We start from the raw sequence: 26,955 nt of genomic DNA on the forward strand, positions 1-26,955 counted from the left end.
ATTTTCGCGTTATGACCTGATTCATTTTGCCCAGATAGCGGTGAGCGACAAGGCGATAAAAGAGTAAAAAAAGATGACGATTCCGACCCGTATTTAAAAATGTGAGATGGATCGAGTGAAATGACTATTTTTAGTTAATAATCAAAAGGTAATATGAAATACGGTGCTGAATGTGCGGGAAATGACATATTAATGCTCGAACTATCCATGACATTACCGATTAAAGTCCAAAACGGCGGATTATTTATTTCTCGCGGCATTGGGCGTCATCCTGCCAGGCGTCTGCAATCGTGGGAAATTATATTTGTGGAAAAAGGCTGCCTGAAAATTCAGGAAGAAGAATGTGTTTTCTGTGTCGAAGCCGGGGAAAGCCTGTTGCTTTGGCCGCATCGCCGCCATATTGGCGTTGAGGAGTTTCCCGCCGATCTTAAATTTTACTGGCTCCATTTTGAGGTCAAAGCGCCGGACAGCGACCCGCGCTGGCTGACGCATCTTTCCGTGCCGCAGCATACCCAGGTTGCCGATCCGCAGGCGCTGATTGCGCTTTTTCGCCAGTTTATGAACGAGCAGGAAAAGCACCAGCGCAGCCCGGCGCTGGAGTTCATCGTGCTGCTGATTTTGCAGCAGCTCACCGTTGACGCCCGGCAGAATGAAAACGCCGAGGCCGCTGGCGTGTCGCTGGCGTGGAAAGTGCAGCAGTTGATTCGAACGCACTATCACCTGCCGCTTTCCAGCTCGGTTCTGGCGAAAGAACTGCATTGCAATGTGGATTATCTGGGACGCGTTTATCGGCGGGTATTTCACCTTACGCTAACGGAAGCCATCCACCGCCAGCGGGTGCGCGAGGCGGAAAAGTTGATGATTAGCGACGCGCGTTCGTTAAAAGAGGTGGCGGAACGGTGCGGTTTTAATGACGTTGGTTACTTTCGCCAGATCTTCCGCAAGCACACCGGCCTGACGCCTACCGCCTGGAAGCGGCGCTACAGTAAGGAACACGTTAATTCTTGAGTATAATCTTTGGCCCTCTGACAAAGCGGTTGCAAACTGAATGCGCCGATGGCGCTTTGCTTATCGGTCCTACAAGAATTCATCACAACGTATTGATATTGCACATCTTGTAGGTCGGATAAGGCGCAGCCGCCATCTGACACAGGCTGTGGCTGCCGGCATTACTGCCCGTAATAGGCATTCGCGCCGTGTTTACGCAGATAGTGTTTATCGAGCAATTCCGGTTGCATATCCGGCAACTGCGGGGCCAGCTGGCGCGAGAACAGCCCCATATAGGCGCACTCCTCAAGCACCACGGCGTTGTGGACGGCATCGGCGGCATTTTTACCCCAGGCAAACGGGCCGTGCGAATGAACCAATACCGCCGGGATTTGCGCCGGATCCAGACCGCGCTCTTCAAAGGTTTTAATAATCACCTCGCCGGTCTGATACTCGTACTCGCCGTTAATCTCCTCAACGGTCATCAGTCGGGTACAGGGGATCGCGCCATAGAAATAGTCGGCGTGGGTGGTGCCCCAGGCGGGCAGATCGAGCCCGGCCTGCGACCAGATCGTCGCATGGCGGGAATGGGTATGCACGATCCCACCGATCTGCGGATAGCGGCGATAGAGCGCCAGATGGGTCGCGGTATCGGACGACGGTTTTTTATGGCCTTCAACGACCTTACCGCTGGCGATCTCTACCACCACTATATCGTCGGCGGTCATCACCTCATATTCAACGCCGGAAGGCTTGATGACCATCAGTTTGCGCGTCTCATCGACCGCGCTGACGTTGCCCCAGGTAAAGGTGACCAGCCCGTGCGCCGGAAGCGCCAGGTTGGCCGCCAGCACCTCGGCTTTCAGTTGCTCTAACATGTGAAACCTCCTTCCTGCATCCGTGATTCAATCCAGCGGCGGGCCTGGATAATTTCCAGCACCGGCTCGCTGGCTTTCTCCGTCCACATCTCAATCAAAAATGAACCGCGATAGTTCAGCTCATGCAGCGTTTTGAAGATGCCGACAAAATCAACGCATCCTTCGCCAAACGGCACGTCGCGGAACTGGCCGGGGCTGTCACCGGTCACCGGCAGCGTGTCTTTCAGGTGGATAGCGGCGATACGGTCGATACCCAGCTTCAGCTCGGCGGTCACGTCGTTCCCCCAGGCGCTGAGGTTGCCGACGTCTGGATAAACGGTGAACCACGGTGACGAAAGCATCTCGTCCCACTTTTTCCACTTGCTGATGGAGTTCATAAACGCGGTATCCATGATCTCCACCGCCAGCATCACTTGCGCCGCTGCGGCCTGTTCCACCGCCCACGCCAGCCCTTCGGCGAAACGTTGCTGGGTGCCTTCGTCGTGTTCTTCGTAATAGACGTCGTAACCTGCTAGCTGAATGGTGCGGATACCGAGATCGCGCGCCAGGCGAATGGCTTTGGTCATGATTTCACGCGCCCGCTCGCGTACCGCTTCGTCGCGGCTGCCAAAAGGGAATCGACGATGGGCGGAGAGGCACATCGACGGGATGGCGACGCCGCTTTCCAGCATCGCGTTCACCAGCGAAGCGCGTTGGGCCGAGGTCCACTCCAGGCGTGAGAGACGTTCGTCGGTTTCATCCACCGACATCTCAACAAAATCAAAACCGCAGCTTTTTGCCAGCACCAGCCGCTCTGGCCAACTGAGATCTTTCGCCAGTGCTTTCTCGTAAATACCTAATGGATGATTACGCATGCTTTTCTCCCCAAATGGCGTCAATTTGGGCGTGGAATTCGGCGGCGACCTGCGCCGGATGGGCGGCACCTGCCAGCGCACGTCCGGCGATAAATGCCTTAACGTTAATGTCGCGGAACAGCGGCAGATCCGCTGGGGTAATGCCGCCGGTAATCGATAGTTCAAGGCCGATGTCGGACAACGCCTTCATACGCGCCAGGTCCGCTTCGCCCCACTGCTGCCCGCTGGCCTGCGCATCGCGTCCGCGGTGGTAAATCGCCTGGCGAACCCCGACGTGATACCAATCTCGGGCGTCGTCCAGCGTCCAGTTGCCGAACAGCTCCATTTGAATTTCACCGCCGCAGGATTGCGCGACGGCGTGGCCTTTCTCGACGGTCGCGAGCGGCGCGGCGCAGATGATAGTCATCCAGTTAGCGCCAGCGCCAAAAGCCTGCTGCGCCAGGGTTTCACCGGCATCGGCCACTTTCCAGTCGGCGACGATGATTTTTTCCGGGCACTGCGCTCGCAGGGCTTTCACCGCGCTAAGGCCTTCGGTTAAACAAAGGATGGTTCCGGCCTCAACGATATCGACATGATCCTGTAGCAGGGCGACATCGCGTTGGGCTGCTTCCAGACTGGTGTGGTCGAGCGCCAGTTGCAGTAATGGTCGGCTCATAATGCGTGCTCCTTAATACGGGCGTGATAGCCCTGTAGTGCTTCAATCAAATCCTGGTATTGGCGGTATTTGCGCTGGTAGAGGGCGTGCGCGGTCATGTCCGGCAGCAGCGTGCGCACCGGGTGCTGCAGGTCGCGTTGGGCCTCGCGGAAATCGCGATATACGCCGGTGCCGACGCGGGCAGCCAGCGCCGCGCCGAAGCAGCCGGTCTCCTCCACCTGCGGCAGCTCAATGCGTAAACCGCTGACGTCCGCCAGCATCTGCATCCAGACGTCGGAGTGGGCCGGGCCGCCGGTAACGCGCAGGGCGCAAACGTCGGTAAAGCGTTCACGCATGCGGTTGAGGTGGGTCATATGGCTGAAGACCACGCCTTCATAAATCGCCTGCAGCAGGTGGGCGCGGGTGTGCAGCGCCTGCATGCCGTAAAAGCCGCAGGTCATCTCCAGTCCGGCATTGCTGCCGTAGAGAAACGGCAGAAAAAAAAGGTCGCTACCGGCTTTCGGCAGGCTGGCGACCGCCTGATTGATCTCGTCAAAAGAGAGGTCGCCCCACTGGGCGGTAAACCATTCAAGGTTGCCGGAGGAGGTCGGGCTGGCTTCGTGAACGATATACTGCCCGTCATTGACGTAGCGGCCATAGACGTAAGGGTGGGCCTCATGGTCGCGCAGACCGTGAGCGATGCCGCTGGTGACGGCCCAGGTGCCCATCACCGCATTGAGCGTTGATTCATCCTCAATACCGGCGCAAAGGGCGGTGGAAACCACGTCAAACAGGCCGCCGACGACGGGGGTACCCGCCGCCAGACCGGTGATGGCGGCTGCCTGAGCGGTGATCTCCCCGCATATTTCGGCTGAACCCACCACGGGGGGCAGCGCGCTGTCGATTTCACTGATGCCCAGCCACTCGGTCAGACGCGGGTCGTACTGGCCCGTCGCCATGTTGTAGAGGTTGGACTCGGAGATGTTGCTCTCCTCACAGCCTTTCACGCCGGTTAAGCACCAGCGCAGATAGTCATGCGTCATCATTACGCAGCCTATCTGCGCGTAGCGCTGCGGCTCATTCTCTTTTACCCAGCGTAAAAGGGAGACCGGATGCCCGGTCCATAGAGTTTGTCGGGTCAGCGGGTAGAGTTTTTGCGGAACCGCTTCTTTTTGCCAGCGCTGGACAATTTCCATGGCGCGACGGTCGGAAGAGAGTATCGCTTTACCTAATGGCCGATCGCTTTTATCTAACAGGAACAGGCCCTTACCCTGAGCGGAAATACCCAGACCGCGGATTTGTGAGCCGCTCACCCCCGTGTGCGCCAGCAGTTTGCTGATGACCGAGCCGCACTGTTGCCACAGTTCGGTCATATCGCGTTCAACCCAGCCTGGCTGCGGGCTTAAAGCGTGCAGCGGCAGGCGTTGCACCGCTACTTCCCGGCCTGCGCCATCGTACAACCCGGCTTTTAGCCAACTCCCACCACAATCTAACCCCAGCCAGTAATTGCTCATGACTTATTGCACCTCGTCCACGGCTTTCAGGAGATCGGCGCCCTGCGGGTTGTCTTTCAGGAACATATCGCGCACCTGGCTGCCCAGCGCATCGCTGAAGGCTTTACGGTCGATATCGGTCAGGACTTCAACTCCGGCTTCTTTCATGCCATCGATAATTTTTTGCTGATCTTCGGCGACCAGTTTGCGCTGATAGTCACCCGCTTCTTTGGCGGAACTCAGCAGTGCCTCCTGGAGCTGCGGGCTTAAAGCGTCGAATTTGGCTTTATTGATCACCAGCAGCAGAGGCGAATAGGCGTGATGAGTGAGGGAGAGGTATTTCTGTACCTCATAGAATTTCGCTGACCACACGACGTTGATAGGGTGTTCCTGGGCATCAATCGTACGGGTTTCGAGGCCGGTATAGACTTCGGAGAACGGCATCGGAATAGGGTTCGCGCCGAAGATTTTAAAGGCCGCGATATTCATTGGGCTGTTGTTAGTGCGGATTTTTAAGCCTTTCAAATCGCCCGGCGTTTTTACCGGCGCGCGGGAGTTGGTGACGTCGCGCCAGCCGTTTTCCCAGTAGGCGAGGACTTTTAACCCTTTTGAATCGAGTGATTTTTTCAGTTCATCGCCGACTTTGCCGTCGAGCGTTTTATGCGCATGCGCGGTATCGCGAAACAGGAAGGGGACATCAAGTAAGTTGAATACAGGGGCCAGGCCGGTGAAATTGTTCGAACCGGACATTTCCATATCAATAGTTCCGCCGCGCACCCCGCTGATCATTGCCTGGGCGTTACCTAATGTGCTGTCAGGAAAGAGTTTTAGCGTTAATTCGCCGTTAGTTTTTTCTTTTAATAATTCGTTAAATTTTTTCGCGGCAATATGTTGGGAGTCAGTTTGCGGTGTTTCATAACCAAAACGTAAAGATTGCGCCGCCAGAGACGACACGCTGAAAACCGTCAGACCAGCTATCAATAATGAACGAGCAATAACGTGTAATTTCATAATATTATCCTTTAATTAATCCATTTAAGCGGTGTGATAATTAGCTCGGGAATAAAAATAAATAAAACCAGCAGCGACATCAGTACGACAACGTAAGGGAATACGCCTCTTACCGCGTCATCAAATTTCAATTTTGCTACCCCGGAAATAACGTTGAGGACGTTGCCAACGGGCGGTGTGATTAATCCAATGGAGCAGTTAATAATGAACATGACGCCGAAATAAATTGGGTCAATATTGGCTTCTTTAACTAATGGCAATAATACAGGGGTAAGAATTAACACCGTTGGCGTTAAATCCATCACCATACCGACGACCATAATTGAGATCATAATGACGATAAATAAGAGTCGCGGAGAGTCGACCAGCGGCTGCAGCAAATCTGACACCATCATGGGTAATTCCGCGATCGTAATCAGCCAGGCGGATACCTGAGCCGCGGCCACCAGAAACATGACGACTGACGTCGTTTTGGCGGCATTGACCAGCACGTGGTAGAGACTGGAAAACGTTAATTCCCGATAGATAACCACGGCGACAAAGAGGGCGTAAAAGGCGGCAACCGCCCCTGCCTCCGTTGGCGTGAAAAGTCCGGAACGGAAGCCGCCGATAATAATCACCGGTAAAAACAGCGCCCAGATACCTGAAACCAATGATTGCCAGATTTCACGCGGTGTTGCTTTAGGCTGAGAAGGGAGATTTAATCGCCCGGCCTGCCACCACCAGGTGAGCATAAGCGCCGCGCCCATCATGATGCCCGGTGCGATCCCGGCCATAAACAGCTTGCTGATCGACAAGCCGCTGGAAACGCCGAAGATAATAAAAGGAATCGAGGGTGGAATAATTGGCGCAATGATCCCGCCGGAAGCGATTAACCCAACGGAGCGGTTGATCGGGTAGTTTGCGGAGCGCATCATCGGCACCAGCAGCGCGGCGACCGCAGCGGTATCTGCTACCGCAGAGCCGGAAAGGCTGGCCATAATCATTGCCGCAATAACGCCCACGTAGCCCAGGCCGCCGGGTTTATGGCCGACCAGCTTCATCGGCAGGTCGACAATTCGCTTTGACAGGCCGCCCGCGTTCATGATTTCACCGGCCAAAACAAAAAAGGGAATAGCCAGCAGGGAGAAACTGTCCGCGCCGTTAACCAGGGTTTGCGCCATAATCTGCACGTCAAACATATCCAGGTATGCCATCAGAGCAGCGCCGCAAAGCAGCAGCGACCAGGCGATGGGTAAACCTATCGCGATCCCGCCGAGCAGGCAGCAGAGAAATATCACCACGGCCATGATTAGGCTCCTTGCTGTGGTTGTTGAAAGGAATCGTTACGCGTTATTAAGTGATAAAGCCGACGCAGCTCGATTAACGCGATGGCAACGCTTGTGGGCAGACAGGCGATATACATCAGGCCGATCGGTAAACCGAGGATTGGCGAATGATCGCTCCAGTCCTGCAACGCTTTTTGCAGGCTGCCCCAGCCTAATGCGAGGCATAACAATAAAATCAGCGAATGTGTCAGCAGCGAGAGTCGACGCTGATTCGCTGGCGAAAGTTTTTCCACCACAAAAGTGACCTGAACGTGAGCGTTATCCATAAATGCAACAATGGCGCCAATAAACGTCAGCCATACAAATAGATAACGTGATAGTTCATCTACCGACAAAATACTGCTCTCAAAACCGTAACGTAAAATAACGTTAATAAATACAATGCAGGAAAGTACGGCAATTAATACCGCAAGTATGCCCTCAAGTACCCGCTTCATAACGACTCCATCAGGTTATAGAAACTTATTTCTTTCGATGCTGAATAGTGGAACTTAATTTCTTATGTTTGGTTTATATTAGGTCGGCGCAACGTTGAGTTGCAGGCCGAGAATTAAGGTGATGATGTTTAATTCAGGTTAGCGGCGTGTGGCCTTTTCATCATGTTAATACCATCGCGTAATATATTGATGCGGTGATTAATATCGGCGCTGGCATTGATTTCCAACAATTTAATACCGGTAAACTGCAACAGATCGGGAGCGGCGGCGGTAATGAGTTCTTTAACATGTTTCTCCGTCATCAGGCTTTGTGGACAGAAAGGTGCAAACGGAGCATGGAGGTCCTGCCATTCGCCGTATTCTCCATCCAGCGTTGTACCGGAGAACATCAGCGCCCCGAGTTTTCCAGCCTGTTTGGCCTGCTGCGTATGGATCAGCGGTAGAGAGGTATCCCGCCCTTCAATAGCCGAGCGCGCCCAGTTAATGCAGACGCTTATGTCATAGTCGGCAATAGTTTCCAGTACGTTTACTAACGGTAAGAATCCTTTGCGCGGTGCGGGGCCGGTCATCGCGTCGCAGTGTTCAAGCACCAGCTCGCAGGACCAGTCCCAGTTGGCAATCTCTTTTAATGAGCGCGCAAAGGCGTCGGTTGCCTGCGCCACGTTCGGATTGCCCCCCAGCGGGGCGGCATGAAGCTCAAGGGCTATGACTTTGCCGGTATTGTTCCCATTGATTTTATTGATCTTCTGATGCAGATGACGATAGTACTCCACGCAGGCTTTACGCTGTTCCTCGTCACTGGACGCTAATCCAAAACCGCCGTTTTCGCTACGGCGGCGCATGGTTTCCATTATCGCGGTGACCACGATTTGCCAGTTCCCTGGTGTATGGCGCAATAACCACTCGTCGCCGAGCGGGTGAAGATGTTCAAGACAAGGCTGCTCCAGCCCCCGGATATCCGGAGTATCAGAGAGTTGCCGCCAGAATTCCGTCTCTTCCTCTTCACTCTTCTGGTGAAATGAGGGTGCACAAGGGTACGCACCGATAATATAACCGGTATTATTTTTCATTTTGTGCTCCAGTAAACTCTATTTTATAAAACGTCTATGGCGACTTTTACGACTATTTTCCGTATCGGCGTAGCAATGCTTTTATTACAACCGGGACGATGAACATCCTGCGGGAAAAACAGGGCATAACTTCCCGGTATCATTTCAATGAATGATTCATGTTCACTGTCGTGATAAAAAATAATATCGCGCTGTTCTAATAATGACTCGCTGATTTGATTATTACCGGTATCAATGGCAACCCCAATTGTCTCTTCGCCCCATGCCAGAAACTGAATATCCAGATAGCGGCGATGGACTTCCGGACGATTTTCAGCAGCATCGCGGGTGGTCATATCGATAATCTGCGCGAAGATATTTTTGCCGTCGATTTCCACTACGCCGGGTTCCAGTGTGCGAAAGTCCGTAGTACGCAGGAAATCGAGCGCCTGCTCTATGGCCGACGGTAACCGGCACGGATCAGGCTGCGCGATATGTCCAAAAATCATGATGTGGCTCCTTACAGCGCCTGAATTTTGGCCCAGACGCTGTCGTCAATGGTGATACCGTGACGGCGGTTGTCATCCAGCAGTTTGGTAAATTCGTGGCCAGGCAGCCGAATCGCGACGTTGTCGTCGGCGCGTTCAGCGGTGGTGATGAAATCCATAATCCGCTGCAGTTTGGCATCGCGGGTTGCGCCATCGATCAGCTTATCCACTTCTATGGCGATGAAAATCTGTGAGACGCCATACTCATCGCTGTTTTCCTGGGTCACTTCGGCAACGGAAGAACCGTTAGAAAGCAGGGTGGCAATCATGTCCAGCACAATCGACAGACCAGATCCTTTCCAGTAACCCATTGGTAAAATGCGGCGATTTTTCTCGATAACGCCCGGTTCTTTGGTCAACTGACCGTTATCGTCGAAACCGCCATCCACCGGCAGTTCGCGGCCCGCCAGACGGTTAACTTCTAACATTCCGTAGGAGAACATCGACATCGACATATCCACCATCGTGATCGGCGTAGACGGGATGGCGACGATCAGCGGATTGGTACCGATACGGCACTCTTTCGCCCCCCACGGCGGCATGACGGCGATGGAGTTGGTCCAGCAAATGCCGATATAGCCTTTTTCCGCCGCCTGCCAGCCGTAGCTGCCGCCGCGCATCCAGTGGTTAGCATTACGTAACGCCACCAGGCCAATACCATGATCGGAAGCCAGCTCGATGGCCCGGTCCATCATCTTTTTCGCCGTCAGGTTGCCGATAGCGCGCTGAGCATCCCACTGTTCGATGGCGCCGAGGCTGGTAACCCGCTGCGGTTTAGCATCAGGAATAATGTCGCCGTTATCCAGTTGCTGGATGAAGCGGGGAAAACGGTTCACGCCGTGGGAATAGACACCGGACTCGGTGGTGCGAGCGAACATTTCCGCGCACTCGTCGGCGGTATCTTCCGCAATATTCCGCGACCGCAAGACGCGGTAGAAGGCCCCTTTTAACTCTTCGAAAGTTACTTTCATCCCTGTTCTCCTGGTCGATTGTTAGAAATTCTAGTATGTTTTTTTGTCGATAAATTTCATAATGCGAAATGTAGTTCCAAATATATAGATCAAAAATTGACATGGCAACGCCAGAGAAGGTTTTTAAAAACGATTAAAATCATCGGGTTATGTTTTTTATGCTGATATCGTGAACTGCAACACACTTTGAGCTACCATCTGATCGCCCAAGAAAGGAGAGAGTTTTCTGATGAGCCAGAACAACGATAAAGAGAAGCCTGCGGGGAGTCAGAGCCTGTTTCGTGGCCTGATGTTGATAGAAATTTTGAGTAACTACCCGAACGGTTGCCCGCTGGCGCACCTGTCGGAGCTGGCGGGGCTGAACAAGAGTACCGTCCATCGTTTGTTGCAGGGGCTTCAATCCTGCGGATATGTGACGCCAGCGCCGGCGGCCGGGAGCTACCGTCTGACGACAAAGTTTATTGCCGTCGGCCAAAAAGCCCTGTCATCGCTGAATATCATCCACGTTGCGGCACCGCACCTTGAGGCGCTCAACCTGGCCACCGGCGAGACGGTGAATTTTTCCAGCCGTGAAGATGACCACGCTATCCTGATTTATAAGCTGGAACCGACCACCGGTATGCTGCGCACGCGTGCCTACATTGGCCAGCATATGCCGCTGTACTGCTCGGCGATGGGGAAAATTTATATGGCGTTTGGTCAGCCGGATTATGTGGCGTCTTACTGGGAAAGCCATAAAGATCAGATCCAGCCGCTGACTCGTAATACCATTACCGATTTACCAGCAATGTACGATGAGCTGGCGCAAATTCGTGAAACCAGCATGGCAATGGACCGCGAAGAAAATGAACTGGGCGTTTCCTGTATTGCTGTGCCTGTGTTTGATATTCACCATCGAGTGCCTTACGCCATTTCTATTTCACTGTCGACGTCACGGCTAAAACAGATCGGCGAGAAAAATCTGCTCAAACCGTTGCGTGAAACCGCACAGGCTATCTCTAATGAGCTGGGATTTACCGTTCGCGAATAAGACAGCTCGCCAGGTTTTATCAGGCATCTGACAAAATTTGTCCGTTTGCGTAGTGGGATCAAAGCGGCGGGGAATGGCTCTCTGGCATTCTGGCGTTTTAACGCAGGGGGAGAACAATGAACCGGTTTATTATGGCGGATGCGTCGGCGTGTATCGGGTGTCGTACCTGCGAGGTCGCCTGCGTGGTGTCGCACCAGGAACAGCAGAATAGCGCGGCGGTGACGACGGCGGACTTTGTGCCGCGTATCCGGGTGATAAAAGAGGATAGCTTCACCACGGCCACGGTCTGCCATCAGTGTGAGGACGCGCCGTGCGCGAATGTCTGCCCGGTACAGGCGATTCGCCGTGATCGGGGGCATATCTTCGTGACGTCATCGCGCTGCATTGGTTGTAAAAGCTGTATGCTGGCTTGCCCGTTTGGTGCGATGACCGTGGTGGCGTCCGCGTCAGGCGCGCAGGCGATTAAATGCGATCTTTGCTGGCATCGTGAAGCGGGGCCGGCGTGCGTGGAAGCCTGCCCGACCAGTGCGTTACAGTGCGTTGACGCAGCACACGTGCAGCGCCAGCGCCTCTATTCTCAACCTTTCTGAATGTCGTTCCGGCCTGCATGATGGCCGGAATAGCCGTCAGCCTTCACGCCAGGCGCGTTCTATCTCTTCTGCCAGAATTTTTACGCCCGCCTCGATTTTATCCGGTTCAGGCACGTAGTTCATCCGCATACACTGGTGTGTGTGCGGCCAGGGTTTATCCAGTCCGGGAAAGAAATAGTGGCCTGGCACCATCAGCACGCCGCGCGCTTTCAAGCGTTGATAGAGTAGCTCGGTGGTAATCGGCAGATCTTTAAACCACAGCCACAAAAATATTGCGCCTTCTGGTTTATGAATCAGGCAGCGTTCTTCGGATAAATAGCGACGAATGATCGCGATCGTCTGTTGAACGCGCTGATAGTAGAAAGGTTTGATAACCGTTTCCGACAGCCGCAGCAGATCGTTACGCTTAATCATTTCGCACATCATCGCCGGGCCCATGCCCCCGGGCGCAAGGCTGATGATGCCGTTCATGTTGGCAATGGCGGTAATCGTCTTATCATTGGCGATGATAATCCCGCAGCGGGAACCGGGCAGCCCCAGCTTCGAGAGGCTCATGCATAGGATAATATTGGGGTTCCACAGCGGGCGCGCCTCGCTAAAGATAATGCCCGGAAACGGTACACCGTAAGCGTTATCAATCACCAGTGGGATGTTGTGCTGATTCGCCAGTCTGTCCAGCTTCATCAGCTCTTCGTCGGTGATAACGTTACCGGTTGGGTTGGTCGGGCGCGAGACGCAAATCATCCCCGTTTCTTCGCCGATGTGCAGATGCTCAAAATCGACGTGATACTTAAACTGGCCTTCCGGCAGCAGCTCAATATTCGGGCGCGCCGAAACGAAGAGGTCGTCTTCCAGACCGGAATCCGCATAGCCGATGTATTCCGGCGCAAGCGGGAATAGTACCTTTTTCGTACTGCCGTCGGCGCGACGTCCGGCGAAGAGATTAAATAAGTAGAAAAACGCGCTCTGACTGCCATTTGTTAGCGCAATATTCTGTGGTTCGATATCCCATCCCAGCGTTTCACGTAGCAGTACGGCCAGTGCATTCAGTAGCGCCGTTTTTCCCTGGGGACCGTCATAATTACAAAGCGCATCAGCGGCTTTGCCGCTTTCTACCATATCTGTCAGTAGCGTCTGGAAATAATCCTGCATTGCAGGGATGTGTGCCGGGTTACCGCCGCCAAGCATGATGGCGCCTGGCGTGCGTAAGCCGTCGTTGAGATCCTCCATCAGGCGGGTAATGCCTGAATGGCGGGTAAATTTATCGCCGAAAAGTGAAAATGTCATAACGGGTGATCTATCGAACTGTCTGTCAAAGTGGATAACCATAACGCTACAAATGGCGGGGCGCAAATGGGGGTCAGGCGGTGGTATTGATGTTTTATGCTACAAATTTTTATCAGGTTAGTTTTTTATTTTGAAGGGGCTACCGGTACGCGAGGAGACCGGTAGCGCCACGATTAGCGGCGGCCCGCCCAGACGACCATCACCGTATCGTCGCCGTACTGGCGTACAAAACCGTACCCGTGTTTTAGCGTCAGCGTGGTTTGTTGGCCTGCGCCGATGGCGGGATGTCTGGCGCGGAACTGGCTAATACGCTGCCAGTGCGCGACGGCTGCGGCTGACTTTCCGCTCACGTCCTGCCAGTTCATATCTGAACGGGTGCCTTGCAGCGGGTCGGAGCCGGTGGGGCCGAAGGGACGAGCGGATTCATCGCCGTAAAAGATCTGCACCGCGCCCGGCGAAAGCAGCAGCAGTTCCGCCGCCTTATCACCGCCCTCACGGAAAAGGCGCGTATCATGCGAGGAGAGGTAACTTAATACGTTGAAATCCTGCATTTTATCCGCCATCTGCTGCCAGACTGGCCCCATTTCCGCCAGGCAATCGACCGCTTTCGCCGCCTGCTCCTGATAATCAAAATTGATCATCGCGTCGAAACCATAGCGATAATAATCACTTTTCATGACGCCGTGGCCCCACGCTTCGCCAGTCATCCAGAACGGGCTATTATCCAGCGCTTTGTCCGGATTGGTCTGCTTCCATTCACGTAACGCCGCGCTGGCCTGGGTTTTTAGCTGTTGCCAGGCAGGAAGCTCAACGTTTTTGGCAGTATCGACCCGGAACCCGTCAATGCCGTAATCATGCACCCACTGGCTTAACCAGTGAGTCAGATAATCCCGTGGCGTATAGCCTTCAATGAACTTTGCTTTAGTATCGGGTTTGTTGGCATAGAACGCGGGTAGACCGGAAGGCGTGGTAGATTCCGTTTTTATATCCGGCAGGAAGGCCAGCGACAGGGTTAAATCGTCAAATCCCGGACTGTCGTAGTCGCCAATATCGGTACGAATCCACTTTTTCCCCCACCATTTTTCCCAGGCGGCGCTGTCGCTGAAGTTGATGTAGTCGTTAAAGCTGTGCCAGCTTTGTCCGGTGGCCGGTCGCCAGTTTGTCCAGCGATCGCCGAGAATTTTTTGCCGTTCCGCGCCGGATAAATAGAGCGCGCCGAACTGATACTCCTGCATATCCGCCAGCGTGGCGTAACCGGCATGATTCATTACTACGTCAAATAAAATACGGATGCCGCGCTGGTGCGCGCCGTCGACCAGCGCGCGGAGATCGGCTTCGCTGCCCATATTGGCATCCAGCGTCGTCCAGTCCTGAGTGTAATAGCCGTGATAGGCGTAATGAGGAAAATCGCCTTTTGTTCCGCCGCCGACCCAGCCGTGGATCTGTTCAAACGGCGAGCTTATCCACAAGGCGTTCACGCCTAATTGCTGTAGATAGTCCAGTTGACTCGTCAACCCGCGTAAATCGCCGCCGTGGAAAGTGCCAATCTCTTGCATACCATCCTTATGGCGACCATAGCTGTGGTCATTGGTTGGATCGCCATTGCGAAAGCGATCCGTAAGCACAAAATAAACGGTGGCGTTGCGCCAGTTAAAAGGCGCCGACGCATGGGTTTCCGCGCGTTCCAGCAATAAAAGCCCGTGGCTGTCGGCAGGTTGCAGCGTGATTTGCCCGTTTTGGACGGTATCGGTTTGACCACTGTAATAATCGCGCACTACCGTCCCTTCCGGAAAGGTCTGGCGAACATCCAGCGTGAGCGGCGAACCATCCCAGACGGGACACTGGTAGGCGAGCTGCGCGGTGCGTTCAGGTTCAGTTTTTATCGATAACAACAGGGTCGGCGTACCGGAGCGGGTATCTACCGTTATCGTATAGTCGCCATCTTTAAACAAACGCCATTGCGGCGGCGCGCCTTCGCAGGGTTTTAACGACAACATCTGGTTGAGTTTTATGGCGCCGGAGGGCTGCCAGCACTGCTGGTCAATATGGAGCGTTAACGCGCGTGTACCTTTTGTTAATGCAGCATGGCTGGTAAAGCGCCCGGTTTCCTGCGTTGAGAACGTCGGAAAACCGGGTGAGGTCCATGATGAGGCGATCGCGATACCGGGTATCAGCGTCAGAGCGAAGGCGGCAAGTTTCATCACGCTATCCTTTGTGGGCAATATTCATCAGCTTGCCTGGTTTTTAGGCGAATGAACTCCTCCTCAGCAGAGAGTCGCGCAGGAGGAGACGCGAGGGTGAGCGACGAGGCGCAAAAAAACGCCTCTATTTGCGATAAGCACCACATTTTATTGGCATTATTGCTGCCTGTTATCGTTAATACTTGACATAGTTTCGGATTAAGACTATTCCCTGAGGTGCTTTTTAAGCCTATTTTTGCTAGAATTTGGGGTTCAAACCTCAACTTCGTGAAAAATAAAAGGTGTTGGAATGTATCAATCCGACCAGGAGACCTAATGATATTGACTCCCATGCGACGATATGGGGCAATGATTCTTATGTTACTCACCATCGCATTTTCGGGTGAGGTGCTGGCAAAGACGCACGCAACACAAACGAGTCAAAAGTCCCACATAACTGAGACAAGTTATAAACAGGTTAGCAGTAAACAAGAGTATTCTCGCAATAGTGCAAAGAGCAGTTCACTTCCTGATTTGCGAAAATACCCTTCCGGAACCCCCAGAAAAAAAGCGTTTCTCCGGACCGTTATGCCTTACATCACCAGCCAAAATGCCGCGATTACCGCGGACCGTAATTGGCTGATCTCAAAACAGTACCAGAACCGCTGGTCGCCGTCTGAACGCGCGCGTATGAAAGATATCGCGAAGCGCTATAAAGTGAGCTGGTCCGGCAACACGCGTCGTATTCCGTGGAATACGTTGCTGGAGCGCGTCGACATTATCCCAACCAGCATGGTGGCGACGATGGCGGCGGCGGAAAGCGGCTGGGGAACCTCTAAACTGGCGCGTAGCAACAATAACCTGTTCGGCATGAAGTGCACGAAAGGGCGTTGTACCAATACGCCGGGTAAGGTGAAAGGTTACTCGCAATTCGCGTCGGTTGAGGAGTCGGTGAGCGCGTATGTCGCCAACCTGAACACGCATCCGGCTTATTCTTCTTTCCGCAAGTCGCGCGCCCAACTGCGTAAGGCGGATCAGGAAGTCACCGCCACGGCGATGATTCATAAGCTGAAGGGTTACTCTACCCAGGGGTCGCGCTATAACAACTACTTGTTCGCGATGTACCAGGACAACCAGCGTCTGATCGCCGCGCATATGTAATTCTGTGTGCCGGATGGCGCTACGCTATCCGGCTTACAAGGCATCTGTAGGCTGGATAAACTACAACAACGCTTCACTATGCTGGTCGCGATACTCCTTCGGCGTAGTGACGTACTCCTTTTTAAACACCGAATAGAAATATTGCAGCGACGGGTAGCCGCACATTTGCGAAATTTCGTTTATCGCCAACGTGGTAGAAATCAACAAACTACGCGCTTTTTCCAGCTTTTCGGCGTGGATCAGCGCATGTATCGTCTCGCCAACTTCTTCCTTAAAACGTTTTTCCAGGTTTGAACGTGAAATCCCAACCGCGTCCAGCACCTGCTCGACTTTAATGCCCTTACAGGCATGGTTACGAATAAAGTGCATCGCCTGGATAACCGCCGGATCGGTCAGGGAGCGATAGTCTGTCGAGCGGCGCGCAATGACGCGCACCGGCGGCACCAGAATGCGCTGTAACGGCATCTCTTCGCGCGCCAGCAAACGGTGCAGCAGCTTCGCCGCCTGATAGCCCATTTGCCGCGCCCCCTGCGCGACGGAGGAAAGCGCGACGCGCGACAGATAACGGGTTAACTCTTCGTTATCAATACCGATAACGCAAAGTTTTTCCGGCACCGGAATATGCAGGTGTTCACAGGCCTGCAATACGTGACGGGCGCGGGCATCCGTTACGGCAATGATGCCGGTTTGCGGCGGCAGCGTCTGAAGCCAGTCGGCGAGGCGATTTTGCGCGTGCTGCCAGTTTTCCGGCGCGGTTTCCAGCCCCTGATAGACTACGCCGCGGTATTTTTCCTCGGCGACCAGCTGGCGAAAGGCGTATTCCCGTTCCGCCGCCCAATGTTTACGGCTGGAGTCGGGCAAACCGTAAAACGCGAAGCGGTTGACGCCTTTTTCTTTTAAATGCAGGAAAGCGCTTTCAACGAGCGCATGATTATCGGTGGCGATGTAATGAACGGCGGGATAATTTTCAGCAAGATGGTAAGAACCGCCGACCCCGACAATGGGTACGTCGACATCGGCTAATAATTGCGCGATATCGTCATCATCGTAATCGGCAATAACGCCGTCGCCTAACCACTCTTTAATGTTATCGATACGGGCACGGAAATCTTCCTCAATAAATATATCCCATTCGGATTGCGAGGCTTGTAAATATTCACCCACCCCCTCCACTACCTGACGGTCATAGGCTTTATTCGCGTTAAATAACAGAGTGATGCGGTGACGTTTATCAAACATGAGGATATATCCTGCAAAAGTGAACCTGGACTCATGGATACTATCAAAACGGCTGACATAACGGTCTGGCGAATGATGACAAATTATTTTGCGCCTGAAACGTTATGCGAAATTCATCACAGCAAACGGCGGATGACAATTGTCATTTCTTATCTATATATTACGGTTTTTTGTTTATTTGCCAGGATTCGATCGCGATCGCTTTTTTCTTCTGTGGTTTTCAGCGTTTTTTTGAGAGCCAGAGCACATTTGGGGATTCTCTTAATAGCGGTGTGAAATAACGTAATTGAGCAATAAATCAGGAAATTCCAGTATGACGTTATGTCGTTTACTTGCCGTCTTATCTGATTATGGAGCTCACTATGCAGGCTTATTTTGACCAACTCGATCGTGTTCGCTATGAAGGCCCTCAATCGACTAACCCGCTGGCATTTCGTCATTACAATCCCGACGAGCTGGTTTTAGGTAAACGTATGGAAGATCACCTGCGTTTCGCGGCCTGTTACTGGCATACCTTCTGCTGGAACGGCGCGGATATGTTTGGTGTAGGCGCGTTTAATCGTCCGTGGCAGCAACCGGGCGAAGCGCTGGAGCTGGCGAAACGCAAAGCGGACGTGGCGTTTGAATTTTTCCACAAACTGAATGTGCCTTTTTATTGCTTCCATGACGTGGATGTGTCGCCGGAAGGCGCGTCGTTGAAAGAATATAAAAACAACTTCGCGCAGATGGTGGATGTGCTGGCGGCGAAACAGGAGCAGAGCGGCGTAAAACTGCTGTGGGGAACGGCGAACTGCTTTACCAACCCGCGCTATGGCGCAGGCGCCGCCACTAACCCGGACCCGGAAGTCTTTAGCTGGGCAGCGACGCAAGTGGTTACGGCAATGAACGCCACGCATAAACTGGGCGGCGAAAATTACGTCCTGTGGGGCGGGCGCGAAGGTTATGAAACGTTGCTGAATACCGATCTGCGTCAGGAACGCGAACAGATTGGCCGCTTTATGCAAATGGTGGTCGAGCACAAACATAAAATGGGCTTCCAGGGCACGCTGCTGATTGAACCGAAACCGCAGGAACCGACAAAACATCAGTATGATTATGACGTTGCAACGGTCTATGGCTTCCTCAAACAGTTCGGCCTGGAAAAAGAGATCAAAGTGAACATTGAGGCGAACCACGCGACGCTGGCGGGCCATTCGTTCCACCATGAAATCGCGACCGCTATCGCGCTGGGTATTTTTGGCTCCGTTGACGCCAACCGCGGCGATGCGCAACTGGGCTGGGATACCGATCAGTTCCCGATTAGCGTTGAAGAGAACGCGTTGGTGATGTACGAAATCCTGAAAGCGGGCGGATTCACGACGGGCGGTCTCAACTTCGACGCCAAAGTTCGTCGCCAGAGCACCGATAAATACGATCTGTTCTACGGTCATATCGGCGCGATGGATACGATGGCGTTGTCGCTGAAAATTGCCGCGCGTATGGTTGAAGACGGCGAGCTGGATAAACGCGTGGCGAAGCGCTATGCCGGCTGGAATGGCGAGCTGGGGCAGCAGATTCTGAAAGGACAACTCTCCTTAGGCGAACTGGCGCAGTATGCGGAGCAGCATAATCTGGCGCCAGTACATCAAAGCGGTCATCAGGAGCTGTTAGAAAATCTGGTTAACCGTTATCTGTTTGATAAATAACCCTATCTACCGGGCGACTCCGCGTTAGCCCGGCCTGTAGTCGTGATTAGCCCGGTAAGCGTAGCGCTGCCGGGCGCTTTCAGTAAAGGAACCCACACTATGTATATCGGGATCGATCTTGGTACATCGGGTGTAAAAGCTATCCTGTTGAATGAGCAGGGCGATGTGCTGGCTACGCATACTGAAAAACTGACCGTATCGCGTCCGCATCCCTTATGGTCGGAACAGGAACCAGAGCAGTGGTGGCAGGCGACGGATCGTGCGGTTAAAGGTTTAGGTCGGCAACAGTCGTTAAGTGGCGTCCGGGCGTTGGGCATCGCCGGACAAATGCATGGCGCGACATTACTTGATAGCCGTCAGCAGGTTCTGCGACCAGCGATTTTATGGAATGACGGACGCTGTAGCGAAGAGTGCGCCTGGCTGGAAAAACAGGTGCCGCAGTCGCGAGCAATAACCGGTAATCTGATGATGCCCGGTTTTACCGCGCCCAAATTAGTTTGGGTGCAGCGCCACGAACCGGATATTTTCTACCAGATAGACAAGGTTCTGCTGCCGAAAGATTTTCTGCGGCTGCGAATGACAGGCGTCTTTGCCAGCGATATGTCGGATGCGGCGGGAACGATGTGGCTGGACGTGAAAAAGCGCGACTGGAGCGACGTTATGCTCAACGCCTGTCATTTAACCCGACAACAGATGCCAGCGTTATTTGAAGGTAGTGACATTACCGGAACGTTGCTGCCGGAGGTAGCCAGCGCATGGGGAATGCCAACAGTACCCGTGGTGGCGGGCGGCGGCGACAATGCGGCAGGCGCGGTCGGCGTAGGAATGATCGATGCCGGACAGGCGATGCTCTCACTCGGAACATCGGGCGTCTATTTTGCCGTCAGCGACGGCTTTCTGAGTAAACCGGAGAGCGCAGTACACAGTTTTTGCCATGCGCTGCCGGAGCGCTGGCATTTAATGTCTGTGATGTTGAGCGCCGCCTCTTGTCTGGACTGGGCGGCTAAACTCACCGGGCAGGAGAACGTCCCGGCGCTGATTGCCGCCGCACAGCAGGCGGATGAGCATGCCGATTCGATCTGGTTTTTGCCGTACCTGTCCGGCGAGCGCACGCCGCACAATAATCCGCAGGCAAAAGGCGTTTTCTTTGGTTTAACCCATCAGCATGGCCCGGCGGAACTGGCGCGGGCGGTACTGGAGGGCGTGGGATATGCTCTGGCGGACGGTATGGATGTGGTTCACGCCTGCGGCGTCAAACCCGCCAGCGTGACGCTTATCGGCGGCGGGGCGCGCAGCGAATACTGGCGTCAGATGCTATCTGATATTAGCGGGCTACAGCTTGATTATCGTACTGGCGGCGATGTAGGGCCAGCGCTGGGCGCGGCGCGTCTGGCGCAAATTGCGGTGAATAAACAGACTCCGCTCGCCGATGTATTGCCGCAGTTGCCGCTGGAGCAGGCGCATTATCCTGATGCGCAGCGTCATGCGGTTTATCAACAACGTCGTGAAACCTTCCGTCGACTCTATCAGCAGCTGTTGCCGTTGATGTCATAAGTCAGAATGCCTTTCGGTTTTGGCTGAAAGGCATTTCCCGTAAATATTAATTCTATTGAATTATATCGAAGTAAGTATGTGTGTTTTCTGATTTTTATATTATTGCTGAGCAGGCGCCTTTTTCATCGCTATTTCTTCGCTTAATGTGTCTCACACAACCACAAGGAGAGTGAGATGGACGATCACGTTGCACGCAGGAAACGGATATTCGGCCTGGGAATGTTAGTTGTCGGTGCAGTGGTATACCTGGTGGGACTGTGGCCAGGCTGTCATACATTAAGCGAAAAGGGATATTTTTTTGCGGCAATCGTCATGTGTGGTTTTCCAGTCTTAATTCGCCAGGAACACACGGGAAATGGCCGCTTGCTTTCTCGTTGCAAATCTTTGCTGTTGCTTGGCATCGGCATGGTCGCGGTCGGCGTATTTAACCTGGCGCTGGCGGGCGCGCTGAAAATACTGTGTCTGGTGGCGCTGGGGGTCAGTATATATGGAACCGATCTTTACGCTTCCTACAGTGATGATGAATGATGGCCGGAGCCATCATTGTCGTTTAGCTAACCCATTTCCGTTTATCAATACGCTGTAACAGCATGGAAAGTAGCAGGCTTCCTGTCACCGTCGCGGCAAAAACCCACACGATGTCTAACGGCGGCCAACGTTTTAACTCCAGACCATTAGTACGTAGCGCATGGATAATCAGCGCGTGGAAACCATAAATACCCAGCGAGTGGCGGGAGATAAGCCCCAGTCCAGGTAACGTCCGCGCATTCAGCTTATTTTTAACTACCGTGAACAGTGAGACGGCGCAAATAAACACCATGGGACCGCAATACAGATACCAGGTATCGGCAAAATTTCCGCGCCAGCGTAATTCATGCAATGTGCCGCGAGAAATAACAAATACCGCGATGATGAACAGGGCAGTGCAGATAAGCGTCAGCGATGACTTTTGCGTCTCCATCATTCCAATGGCGCGGCCCAGGATACCGTAGAGAATGTAGTAGAACGTGTCGCCGTTGATATACAGATTGATGGGCAACCATTCAACGCCGCCAATTTTTTGCGGCACAGTATTTGGGTTAGCAATAATACCAATGATCACCATCAGCATCAGGAGCATTTTGCCGCTCACGTTTTTTACCTGGATTAATGGCGATACCAGGTAGATCACCGCAATCGCAAAGAAAAACCACAGGTGGTAAAACACGGGTTTTTGCAGCACATTTTTTAGCGAAAGCTCGACGTTGATCGAAGTAAAAAGTGAAATGTAAGCCAGGGCGACAACGCTGTAAAAGATAAGGCACAGGGCGATACGTAAAAAATGCCGCGGTTGCGCGCAGCGCTCGCCAAAAAAAAGATAGCCTGAAATCATAAAAAACAGGGGAACGCTAACGCGCGAAGCCGAATTCAGGACATTCGCAATATCCCAGTTTAGCGGGCTGACGCTGTGGGCGTTGGTGATGTACCACGTTGTAGTATGGATCATCACTACCATTAAACAGGCGATCCCTCGCAGGTTATCAATCCAGTTAATTTTAGGCTGCATCAGTTCCTCAGCTTCCGTTTCAATAGAGTTCCAGCGCGGTGGCTCACTGGAAAAATCCGACTTTCTACGCTACATCTTGTGATGGCGTAAGGAGATTCGCACAATGTGTCTGTTACCCACAAACCTTAATAATAAGACTGACCAACAAACCAGACGGTAATAAAAATGACAATGAAGTATTTCTGTACTGTGATGATAGCCATCGCTCTGGTGGGATGCACAGCGACACCGCCACCGACGCAAAAAGCCCAGCAGAGTAAAGTGAGCCCAACACGCACGCTGGATATGGAAGCATTGTGTAAAGCTCAGGCGGCGCAGCGTTACAACACTGGCGCACAGAAAATTGCTGTTACCGGTTTCGAACAGTTTCAGGGGAGCTATGAGATGCGTGGTAATACCTTCCGTAAAGAGAGTTTTGTCTGCTCTTTTGATGCGGATGGGCAGTTTTTACATCTTTCTATGCGGTAAAAGCCGCGCCTGGTGAGGTGTGATGCCGCGAAATCCGGCAATTTTCGCTAAACAAACCGGTTTCATACTGTATATCTCGCATCCAGCGGGTATACTGGCTCCTTCCTTTAAATCCACACGTATCCAGCACGAAATAATATGCAAAAGTTTGATACCAGGACCTTCCAGGGCTTGATCCTGACCTTACAGGATTACTGGGCTCGCCAGGGCTGCACCATTGTTCAACCATTGGACATGGAAGTCGGCGCGGGAACTTCTCATCCAATGACCTGCCTGCGCGCGCTGGGGCCAGAGCCGATGGCGACTGCCTATGTGCAGCCTTCTCGTCGTCCGACCGATGGCCGCTACGGCGAAAACCCGAACCGCTTACAGCACTACTATCAGTTCCAGGTAGTGATTAAGCCGTCTCCGGAGAATATTCAGGAGCTGTATCTCGGTTCTCTGAAAGAGCTGGGTATGGACCCGACCATTCACGATATCCGTTTCGTGGAAGATAACTGGGAGAACCCGACGCTGGGCGCCTGGGGACTCGGCTGGGAAGTGTGGCTGAACGGCATGGAAGTGACGCAGTTCACCTACTTCCAGCAGGTCGGCGGCCTGGAGTGCAAGCCGGTAACCGGTGAAATCACCTACGGTCTGGAACGTCTGGCGATGTATATCCAGGGCGTGGACAGCGTTTACGACCTGGTCTGGAGCGATGGCCCGCTGGGTAAAACCACCTACGGCGACGTGTTCCATCAGAACGAAGTGGAGCAATCCACCTATAACTTTGAATACGCCGATGTGGATTTCTTATTCACCTGCTTCGAGCAGTATGAAAAAGAAGCCCAGCAGCTGCTGGCGCTGGAAAACCCGCTGCCGCTGCCGGCCTACGAGCGTATTCTGAAAGCCGCCCATAGCTTCAACCTGCTGGATGCGCGTAAAGCTATCTCCGTCACCGAACGTCAGCGCTACATTTTGCGTATTCGCACCCTGACCAAAGCAGTGGCAGAGGCTTATTATGCTTCCCGTGAAGCCCTCGGCTTCCCGATGTGCAACAAAGACAAGTAAGAGGCGGCCATGTCTGAGAAAACTTTTCTGGTGGAAATCGGCACTGAAGAGCTGCCACCAAAAGCACTGCGCAGTTTGGCTGAGTCCTTTGCTGCGAACTTCACTGCGGAGCTGGATAACGCCGGCCTCGCGCACGGTAACGTTGAATGGTTTGCCGCCCCGCGCCGTCTGGCGCTGAAAGTGGCGAATCTTGCTGAATCGCAGCCCGATCGCGAAGTCGAAAAACGTGGTCCGGCGATTGCTCAGGCGTTTGACGCCGAAGGCAAACCGAGCAAAGCGGCAGAAGGCTGGGCGCGCGGCTGCGGGATCACCGTTGATCAGGCCGAGCGTCTGAAGACCGACAAAGGCGAATGGCTGCTGTATCGCGCCCACGTGAAGGGCGAAAGTACCGAAGCGCTGGTGCCGAACATGGTAGCCACCTCGCTGGCAAAACTACCGATCCCGAAACTGATGCGCTGGGGCGCGTCTGACGTCCACTTCGTGCGTCCGGTGCACACCGTGACTCTGCTGCTGGGCGATAAGGTCATTCCGGCGACTATTCTGGGTATTCAGTCTGACCGCGTCATTCGCGGCCACCGCTTTATGGGTGAGCCGGAGTTCACTATCGACAATGCTGACCAGTACCCGCAAATTCTGCTGGAGCGCGGTAAAGTCATTGCCGACTACGAAGCGCGTAAAGCCAAAATCAAAGCGGACGCCGAAGAAGCGGCACGCAAGATTGGCGGTAATGCCGACCTGAGCGAAAGCCTGCTGGAAGAAGTAGCTTCGCTGGTGGAATGGCCGGTGGTATTGACGGCGAAATTCGAAGAGAAATTCCTCGCCGTGCCTGCCGAAGCGCTGGTGTACACCATGAAGGGCGACCAGAAGTATTTCCCGGTTTATGACAACGCGGGCAAGCTGCTGCCAAACTTTATCTTCGTCGCCAACATCGAGTCGAAAGATCCGACCCAGATTATCTCCGGTAACGAGAAAGTGGTGCGTCCGCGTCTGGCAGATGCTGAATTCTTCTTCAATACCGACCGTAAAAAACGTCTGGAAGACCATCTGCCGCGTCTGCAAACCGTGCTGTTTCAGCAACAACTGGGCACGCTGCGCGACAAGACCGACCGTATTCAGGCGCTGGCGGGCTGGATTGCCGGTCAGATTGGCGCTGACGTCAACCACGCCACTCGTGCGGGCCTGCTCTCCAAGTGCGACCTGATGACCAACATGGTCTTCGAGTTCACCGACACCCAGGGCGTGATGGGGATGCACTACGCGCGTCATGATGGTGAAGCGGAAGATGTGGCTGTGGCGCTTAACGAGCAGTATCAGCCGCGCTTTGCCGGTGATGACCTGCCGTCTAACCCGGTAGCCTGTGCGTTGGCGATCGCTGACAAGATGGATACTCTGGCGGGTATCTTCGGTATCGGCCAGCATCCGAAAGGTGACAAAGACCCGTTTGCGCTGCGTCGTGCCGCGCTGGGCGTGCTGCGCATCATCGTTGAGAAGAACCTCAACCTTGATCTGCAAACGCTGACCGAGGAAGCGGTGCGTCTGTATGGCGACAAGCTGACCAATGCCAACGTAGTCGATGATGTCATCGATTTTATGCTGGGTCGCTTCCGCGCCTGGTATCAGGATGAAGGTTACACCGTCGACACTATCCAGGCGGTACTGGCGCGTCGTCCGACCCGTCCGGCAGATTTTGATGCCCGCATGAAGGCGGTGTCTCATTTCCGCACCCTGGAAGAAGCCTCTGCGCTGGCGGCGGCGAACAAGCGCGTCTCCAACATCCTGGCGAAAGCCACTGAGCCGCTGAACGATATCGTCCACGCCTCCGTACTGAAAGAAGCGGCGGAAATTGAGTTGGCCAGACATCTGGTTGTGCTGCGTGATAAGCTTCAGCCGTACTTTGCCGATGGTCGTTATCAGGAAGCGTTGATTGAGCTGGCGGCACTGCGCGCGCCGGTGGATGAATTCTTCGAAAATGTCATGGTTAACGCGGAAGAGAAAGATATCCGTATCAACCGCCTGACGCTGTTGTCGAAACTTCGCGAACTGTTCCTGCAGGTTGCAGATATTTCGTTACTGCAATAAGCGTTCAGTTAATTAAACAAAAACCTGCTTTCGGGCAGGTTTTTTTATAACACAAATAGTATCAGTCGATTCGCTAATAATTCTGTAACTCATAGACGCGGTTATTTCTATTGATTGGCAAGAAATATTTCAGGAATACATTAACGCTGGCGGTACGGATATTGGCGTTAGAATAGCTGCGGGTGCTTGAGACTGTTTGTCTCAGGTATTCACCAAAAGGCAGAGAGAGAAAAGCCCCACCTGACTATACCCAAAATAATTCGAGTTGCTTAAAGGCGGCAAGGGAGTGAGTCCCCAGGAGCATAGATAACTATGTGACTGGGGTGAGCGAGCGTAGCCAACACATAAGCAACTTGAAGTATGAAGGGTATATAAATCAAAAGTGCACTGCGCCCATTATTGATCTCTTCAATAACGAAGCTATCCCCTACAGTATTTCAGAACGTCCAACCATGCCGATGATCGATGACATACTCATGAAGGCATTTGCCAGACTTGATGCGGGTACCAATCCGGTTCTTCATTCAGATCAGGGCTGGCAATACCGTCATTGATGGTACCAGTATCAGTTACGAGAGTTTGGCATCATCCAAAGTATGTCCCGCAAAGGCAACTGCCTTGATAATGCCTGTGCAGAATGTTTTTTCGGGACTTTAAAATCAGAAAGTTTTTACACCAGTAAATTTAAGGATATTGATGAACTTAAGATAGCTATTGAGGATTACATACGATACTACAATACCCGACGAATTAGCCTTAGATTTAACGGACTCAGCCCGGTTGAATACCGCCTAAAGAGCTATCCAGGCAGAAATTAACAAGGTCTGTACAGGGATGCTATCAGGAAACCTGAACGTTGGTGGATACGCTCACGTAAATGTCTGCTATGAGCGAGG

Annotated in this window: 24 protein-coding genes and 1 pseudogene; 11 read left to right on the plus strand and 14 right to left on the minus strand. The window is 53.2% G+C overall.

What is annotated here, in order from left to right; translation table 11 throughout:
• Positions 1–192 precede the first annotated feature (192 nt).
• On the plus strand, positions 193–1,008 hold the full coding sequence (locus tag ACLJTG_RS13255) for a helix-turn-helix domain-containing protein (protein WP_023241063.1): 816 nt from the start codon (positions 193–195) through the stop codon (positions 1,006–1,008).
• Positions 1,009–1,169: 161 nt separating this feature from the next.
• Here ACLJTG_RS13255 and araD read toward each other — a convergent pair whose 3' ends face one another.
• From araD to yiaK, 10 genes are all read right to left on the minus strand, one after another.
• Positions 1,170–1,865, minus strand: coding sequence for an L-ribulose-5-phosphate 4-epimerase (gene araD / locus ACLJTG_RS13260; protein WP_023241062.1), 696 nt, complete (start codon positions 1,863–1,865; stop codon positions 1,170–1,172).
• Positions 1,859–2,719: an L-ribulose-5-phosphate 3-epimerase gene (locus tag ACLJTG_RS13265; protein ID WP_023241061.1), complete on the minus strand. Its 861-nt coding sequence runs from the start codon at positions 2,717–2,719 to the stop codon at positions 1,859–1,861. The genes araD and ACLJTG_RS13265 overlap by 7 nt, the downstream gene beginning before the upstream one ends.
• On the minus strand, positions 2,712–3,374 hold the full coding sequence (ulaD, locus tag ACLJTG_RS13270; RefSeq protein ID WP_023241060.1) for a 3-keto-L-gulonate-6-phosphate decarboxylase UlaD: 663 nt from the start codon (positions 3,372–3,374) through the stop codon (positions 2,712–2,714). Before ulaD ends, ACLJTG_RS13265 begins: the two co-directional genes overlap by 8 nt.
• Positions 3,371–4,867, minus strand: coding sequence for an FGGY-family carbohydrate kinase (locus ACLJTG_RS13275; RefSeq protein ID WP_023241059.1), 1,497 nt, complete (start codon positions 4,865–4,867; stop codon positions 3,371–3,373). Before ACLJTG_RS13275 ends, ulaD begins: the two co-directional genes overlap by 4 nt.
• A gap of 3 nt (positions 4,868–4,870) precedes the next feature.
• Complete coding sequence (gene yiaO / locus ACLJTG_RS13280; protein ID WP_000766341.1) at positions 4,871–5,857, minus strand: 2,3-diketo-L-gulonate TRAP transporter substrate-binding protein YiaO; 987 nt, start codon at positions 5,855–5,857, stop codon at positions 4,871–4,873.
• Between the two features lie 11 nt (positions 5,858–5,868).
• A complete protein-coding gene (yiaN, locus tag ACLJTG_RS13285; RefSeq protein WP_000301822.1) occupies positions 5,869–7,146 on the minus strand; it encodes a 2,3-diketo-L-gulonate TRAP transporter large permease YiaN in 1,278 nt (425 codons plus the stop codon).
• 2 nt (positions 7,147–7,148) lie between these two features.
• The gene (yiaM, locus tag ACLJTG_RS13290; protein WP_000832316.1) at positions 7,149–7,622 is read right to left on the minus strand and encodes a 2,3-diketo-L-gulonate TRAP transporter small permease YiaM; all 474 of its coding nucleotides are present in this window, start codon (positions 7,620–7,622) and stop codon (positions 7,149–7,151) included.
• Positions 7,623–7,750: 128 nt separating this feature from the next.
• Positions 7,751–8,692: a DUF4862 family protein gene (locus ACLJTG_RS13295; RefSeq protein ID WP_079951223.1), complete on the minus strand. Its 942-nt coding sequence runs from the start codon at positions 8,690–8,692 to the stop codon at positions 7,751–7,753.
• 23 nt (positions 8,693–8,715) lie between these two features.
• Positions 8,716–9,180 carry a YhcH/YjgK/YiaL family protein gene (locus tag ACLJTG_RS13300; RefSeq protein WP_000576057.1) on the minus strand — a complete coding sequence of 155 codons (465 nt, stop codon included), beginning with the start codon at positions 9,178–9,180 and terminating at the stop codon, positions 8,716–8,718.
• An 11-nt stretch (positions 9,181–9,191) separates the two neighbouring features.
• On the minus strand, positions 9,192–10,190 hold the full coding sequence (gene yiaK / locus ACLJTG_RS13305) for a 3-dehydro-L-gulonate 2-dehydrogenase (protein WP_000869012.1): 999 nt from the start codon (positions 10,188–10,190) through the stop codon (positions 9,192–9,194).
• Positions 10,191–10,419: 229 nt separating this feature from the next.
• Between yiaK and yiaJ the strand changes: the two genes are divergently transcribed.
• Positions 10,420–11,220: an IclR family transcriptional regulator YiaJ gene (gene yiaJ, locus ACLJTG_RS13310; protein WP_000081338.1), complete on the plus strand. Its 801-nt coding sequence runs from the start codon at positions 10,420–10,422 to the stop codon at positions 11,218–11,220.
• 116 nt (positions 11,221–11,336) lie between these two features.
• A complete protein-coding gene (locus tag ACLJTG_RS13315; protein WP_001078820.1) occupies positions 11,337–11,810 on the plus strand; it encodes a 4Fe-4S dicluster domain-containing protein in 474 nt (157 codons plus the stop codon).
• Positions 11,811–11,846: 36 nt separating this feature from the next.
• On the opposite strand, the gene avtA is transcribed toward ACLJTG_RS13315, so the two are convergent.
• Complete coding sequence (gene avtA / locus ACLJTG_RS13320; protein WP_000144381.1) at positions 11,847–13,097, minus strand: valine--pyruvate transaminase; 1,251 nt, start codon at positions 13,095–13,097, stop codon at positions 11,847–11,849.
• A gap of 173 nt (positions 13,098–13,270) precedes the next feature.
• On the minus strand, positions 13,271–15,298 hold the full coding sequence (locus ACLJTG_RS13325; protein WP_000761310.1) for an alpha-amylase: 2,028 nt from the start codon (positions 15,296–15,298) through the stop codon (positions 13,271–13,273).
• Positions 15,299–15,613: 315 nt separating this feature from the next.
• On the opposite strand from ACLJTG_RS13325, the gene ACLJTG_RS13330 reads away from it, so the two are divergent.
• Positions 15,614–16,438, plus strand: a complete 825-nt coding sequence (locus ACLJTG_RS13330; protein ID WP_001575119.1) for a protein bax — start codon at positions 15,614–15,616, stop codon at positions 16,436–16,438.
• 60 nt (positions 16,439–16,498) lie between these two features.
• Here the strand turns inward: ACLJTG_RS13330 and xylR are convergent, their stop codons facing one another.
• Entirely contained in the window at positions 16,499–17,677 is a 1,179-nt protein-coding gene (gene xylR, locus ACLJTG_RS13335; RefSeq protein WP_000459824.1) for a D-xylose utilization transcriptional activator XylR, read from the minus strand.
• A gap of 362 nt (positions 17,678–18,039) precedes the next feature.
• Between xylR and xylA the strand changes: the two genes are divergently transcribed.
• The 3 genes from xylA (at position 18,040) to ACLJTG_RS13350 (ending at position 21,444) form a co-directional block, all read left to right on the plus strand.
• Positions 18,040–19,362, plus strand: coding sequence for a xylose isomerase (gene xylA / locus ACLJTG_RS13340; protein WP_001149561.1), 1,323 nt, complete (start codon positions 18,040–18,042; stop codon positions 19,360–19,362).
• A 99-nt stretch (positions 19,363–19,461) separates the two neighbouring features.
• Positions 19,462–20,916 (plus strand): xylulokinase, encoded by a 1,455-nt coding sequence (gene xylB, locus ACLJTG_RS13345; protein WP_000275328.1) that lies wholly within the window; start codon positions 19,462–19,464, stop codon positions 20,914–20,916.
• Positions 20,917–21,090: 174 nt separating this feature from the next.
• Complete coding sequence (locus ACLJTG_RS13350) at positions 21,091–21,444, plus strand: YiaA/YiaB family protein (RefSeq protein WP_000340935.1); 354 nt, start codon at positions 21,091–21,093, stop codon at positions 21,442–21,444.
• Positions 21,445–21,466: 22 nt separating this feature from the next.
• Here the strand turns inward: ACLJTG_RS13350 and ACLJTG_RS13355 are convergent, their stop codons facing one another.
• Entirely contained in the window at positions 21,467–22,462 is a 996-nt protein-coding gene (locus ACLJTG_RS13355) for an acyltransferase (RefSeq protein WP_021000894.1), read from the minus strand.
• Between the two features lie 165 nt (positions 22,463–22,627).
• On the opposite strand from ACLJTG_RS13355, the gene ACLJTG_RS13360 reads away from it, so the two are divergent.
• From ACLJTG_RS13360 to ACLJTG_RS13375, 4 genes and pseudogenes are all read left to right on the plus strand, one after another.
• The gene (locus ACLJTG_RS13360) at positions 22,628–22,930 is read left to right on the plus strand and encodes a YsaB family lipoprotein (RefSeq protein WP_079951226.1); all 303 of its coding nucleotides are present in this window, start codon (positions 22,628–22,630) and stop codon (positions 22,928–22,930) included.
• Between the two features lie 138 nt (positions 22,931–23,068).
• Positions 23,069–23,980, plus strand: coding sequence for a glycine--tRNA ligase subunit alpha (gene glyQ, locus ACLJTG_RS13365; protein WP_001168556.1), 912 nt, complete (start codon positions 23,069–23,071; stop codon positions 23,978–23,980).
• Positions 23,981–23,989: 9 nt separating this feature from the next.
• Positions 23,990–26,059 (plus strand): glycine--tRNA ligase subunit beta, encoded by a 2,070-nt coding sequence (gene glyS / locus ACLJTG_RS13370; protein ID WP_001291739.1) that lies wholly within the window; start codon positions 23,990–23,992, stop codon positions 26,057–26,059.
• Positions 26,060–26,448: 389 nt separating this feature from the next.
• Positions 26,449–26,877: pseudogene (locus ACLJTG_RS13375) on the plus strand (transposase); the annotation flags it as partial.
• Positions 26,878–26,955: the final 78 nt, after the last annotated feature.

Origin of the sequence: Salmonella sp. SAL00672 (assembly GCF_046552175.1) — a bacterium.
Taxonomy (GTDB): domain Bacteria; phylum Pseudomonadota; class Gammaproteobacteria; order Enterobacterales; family Enterobacteriaceae; genus Salmonella; species Salmonella enterica.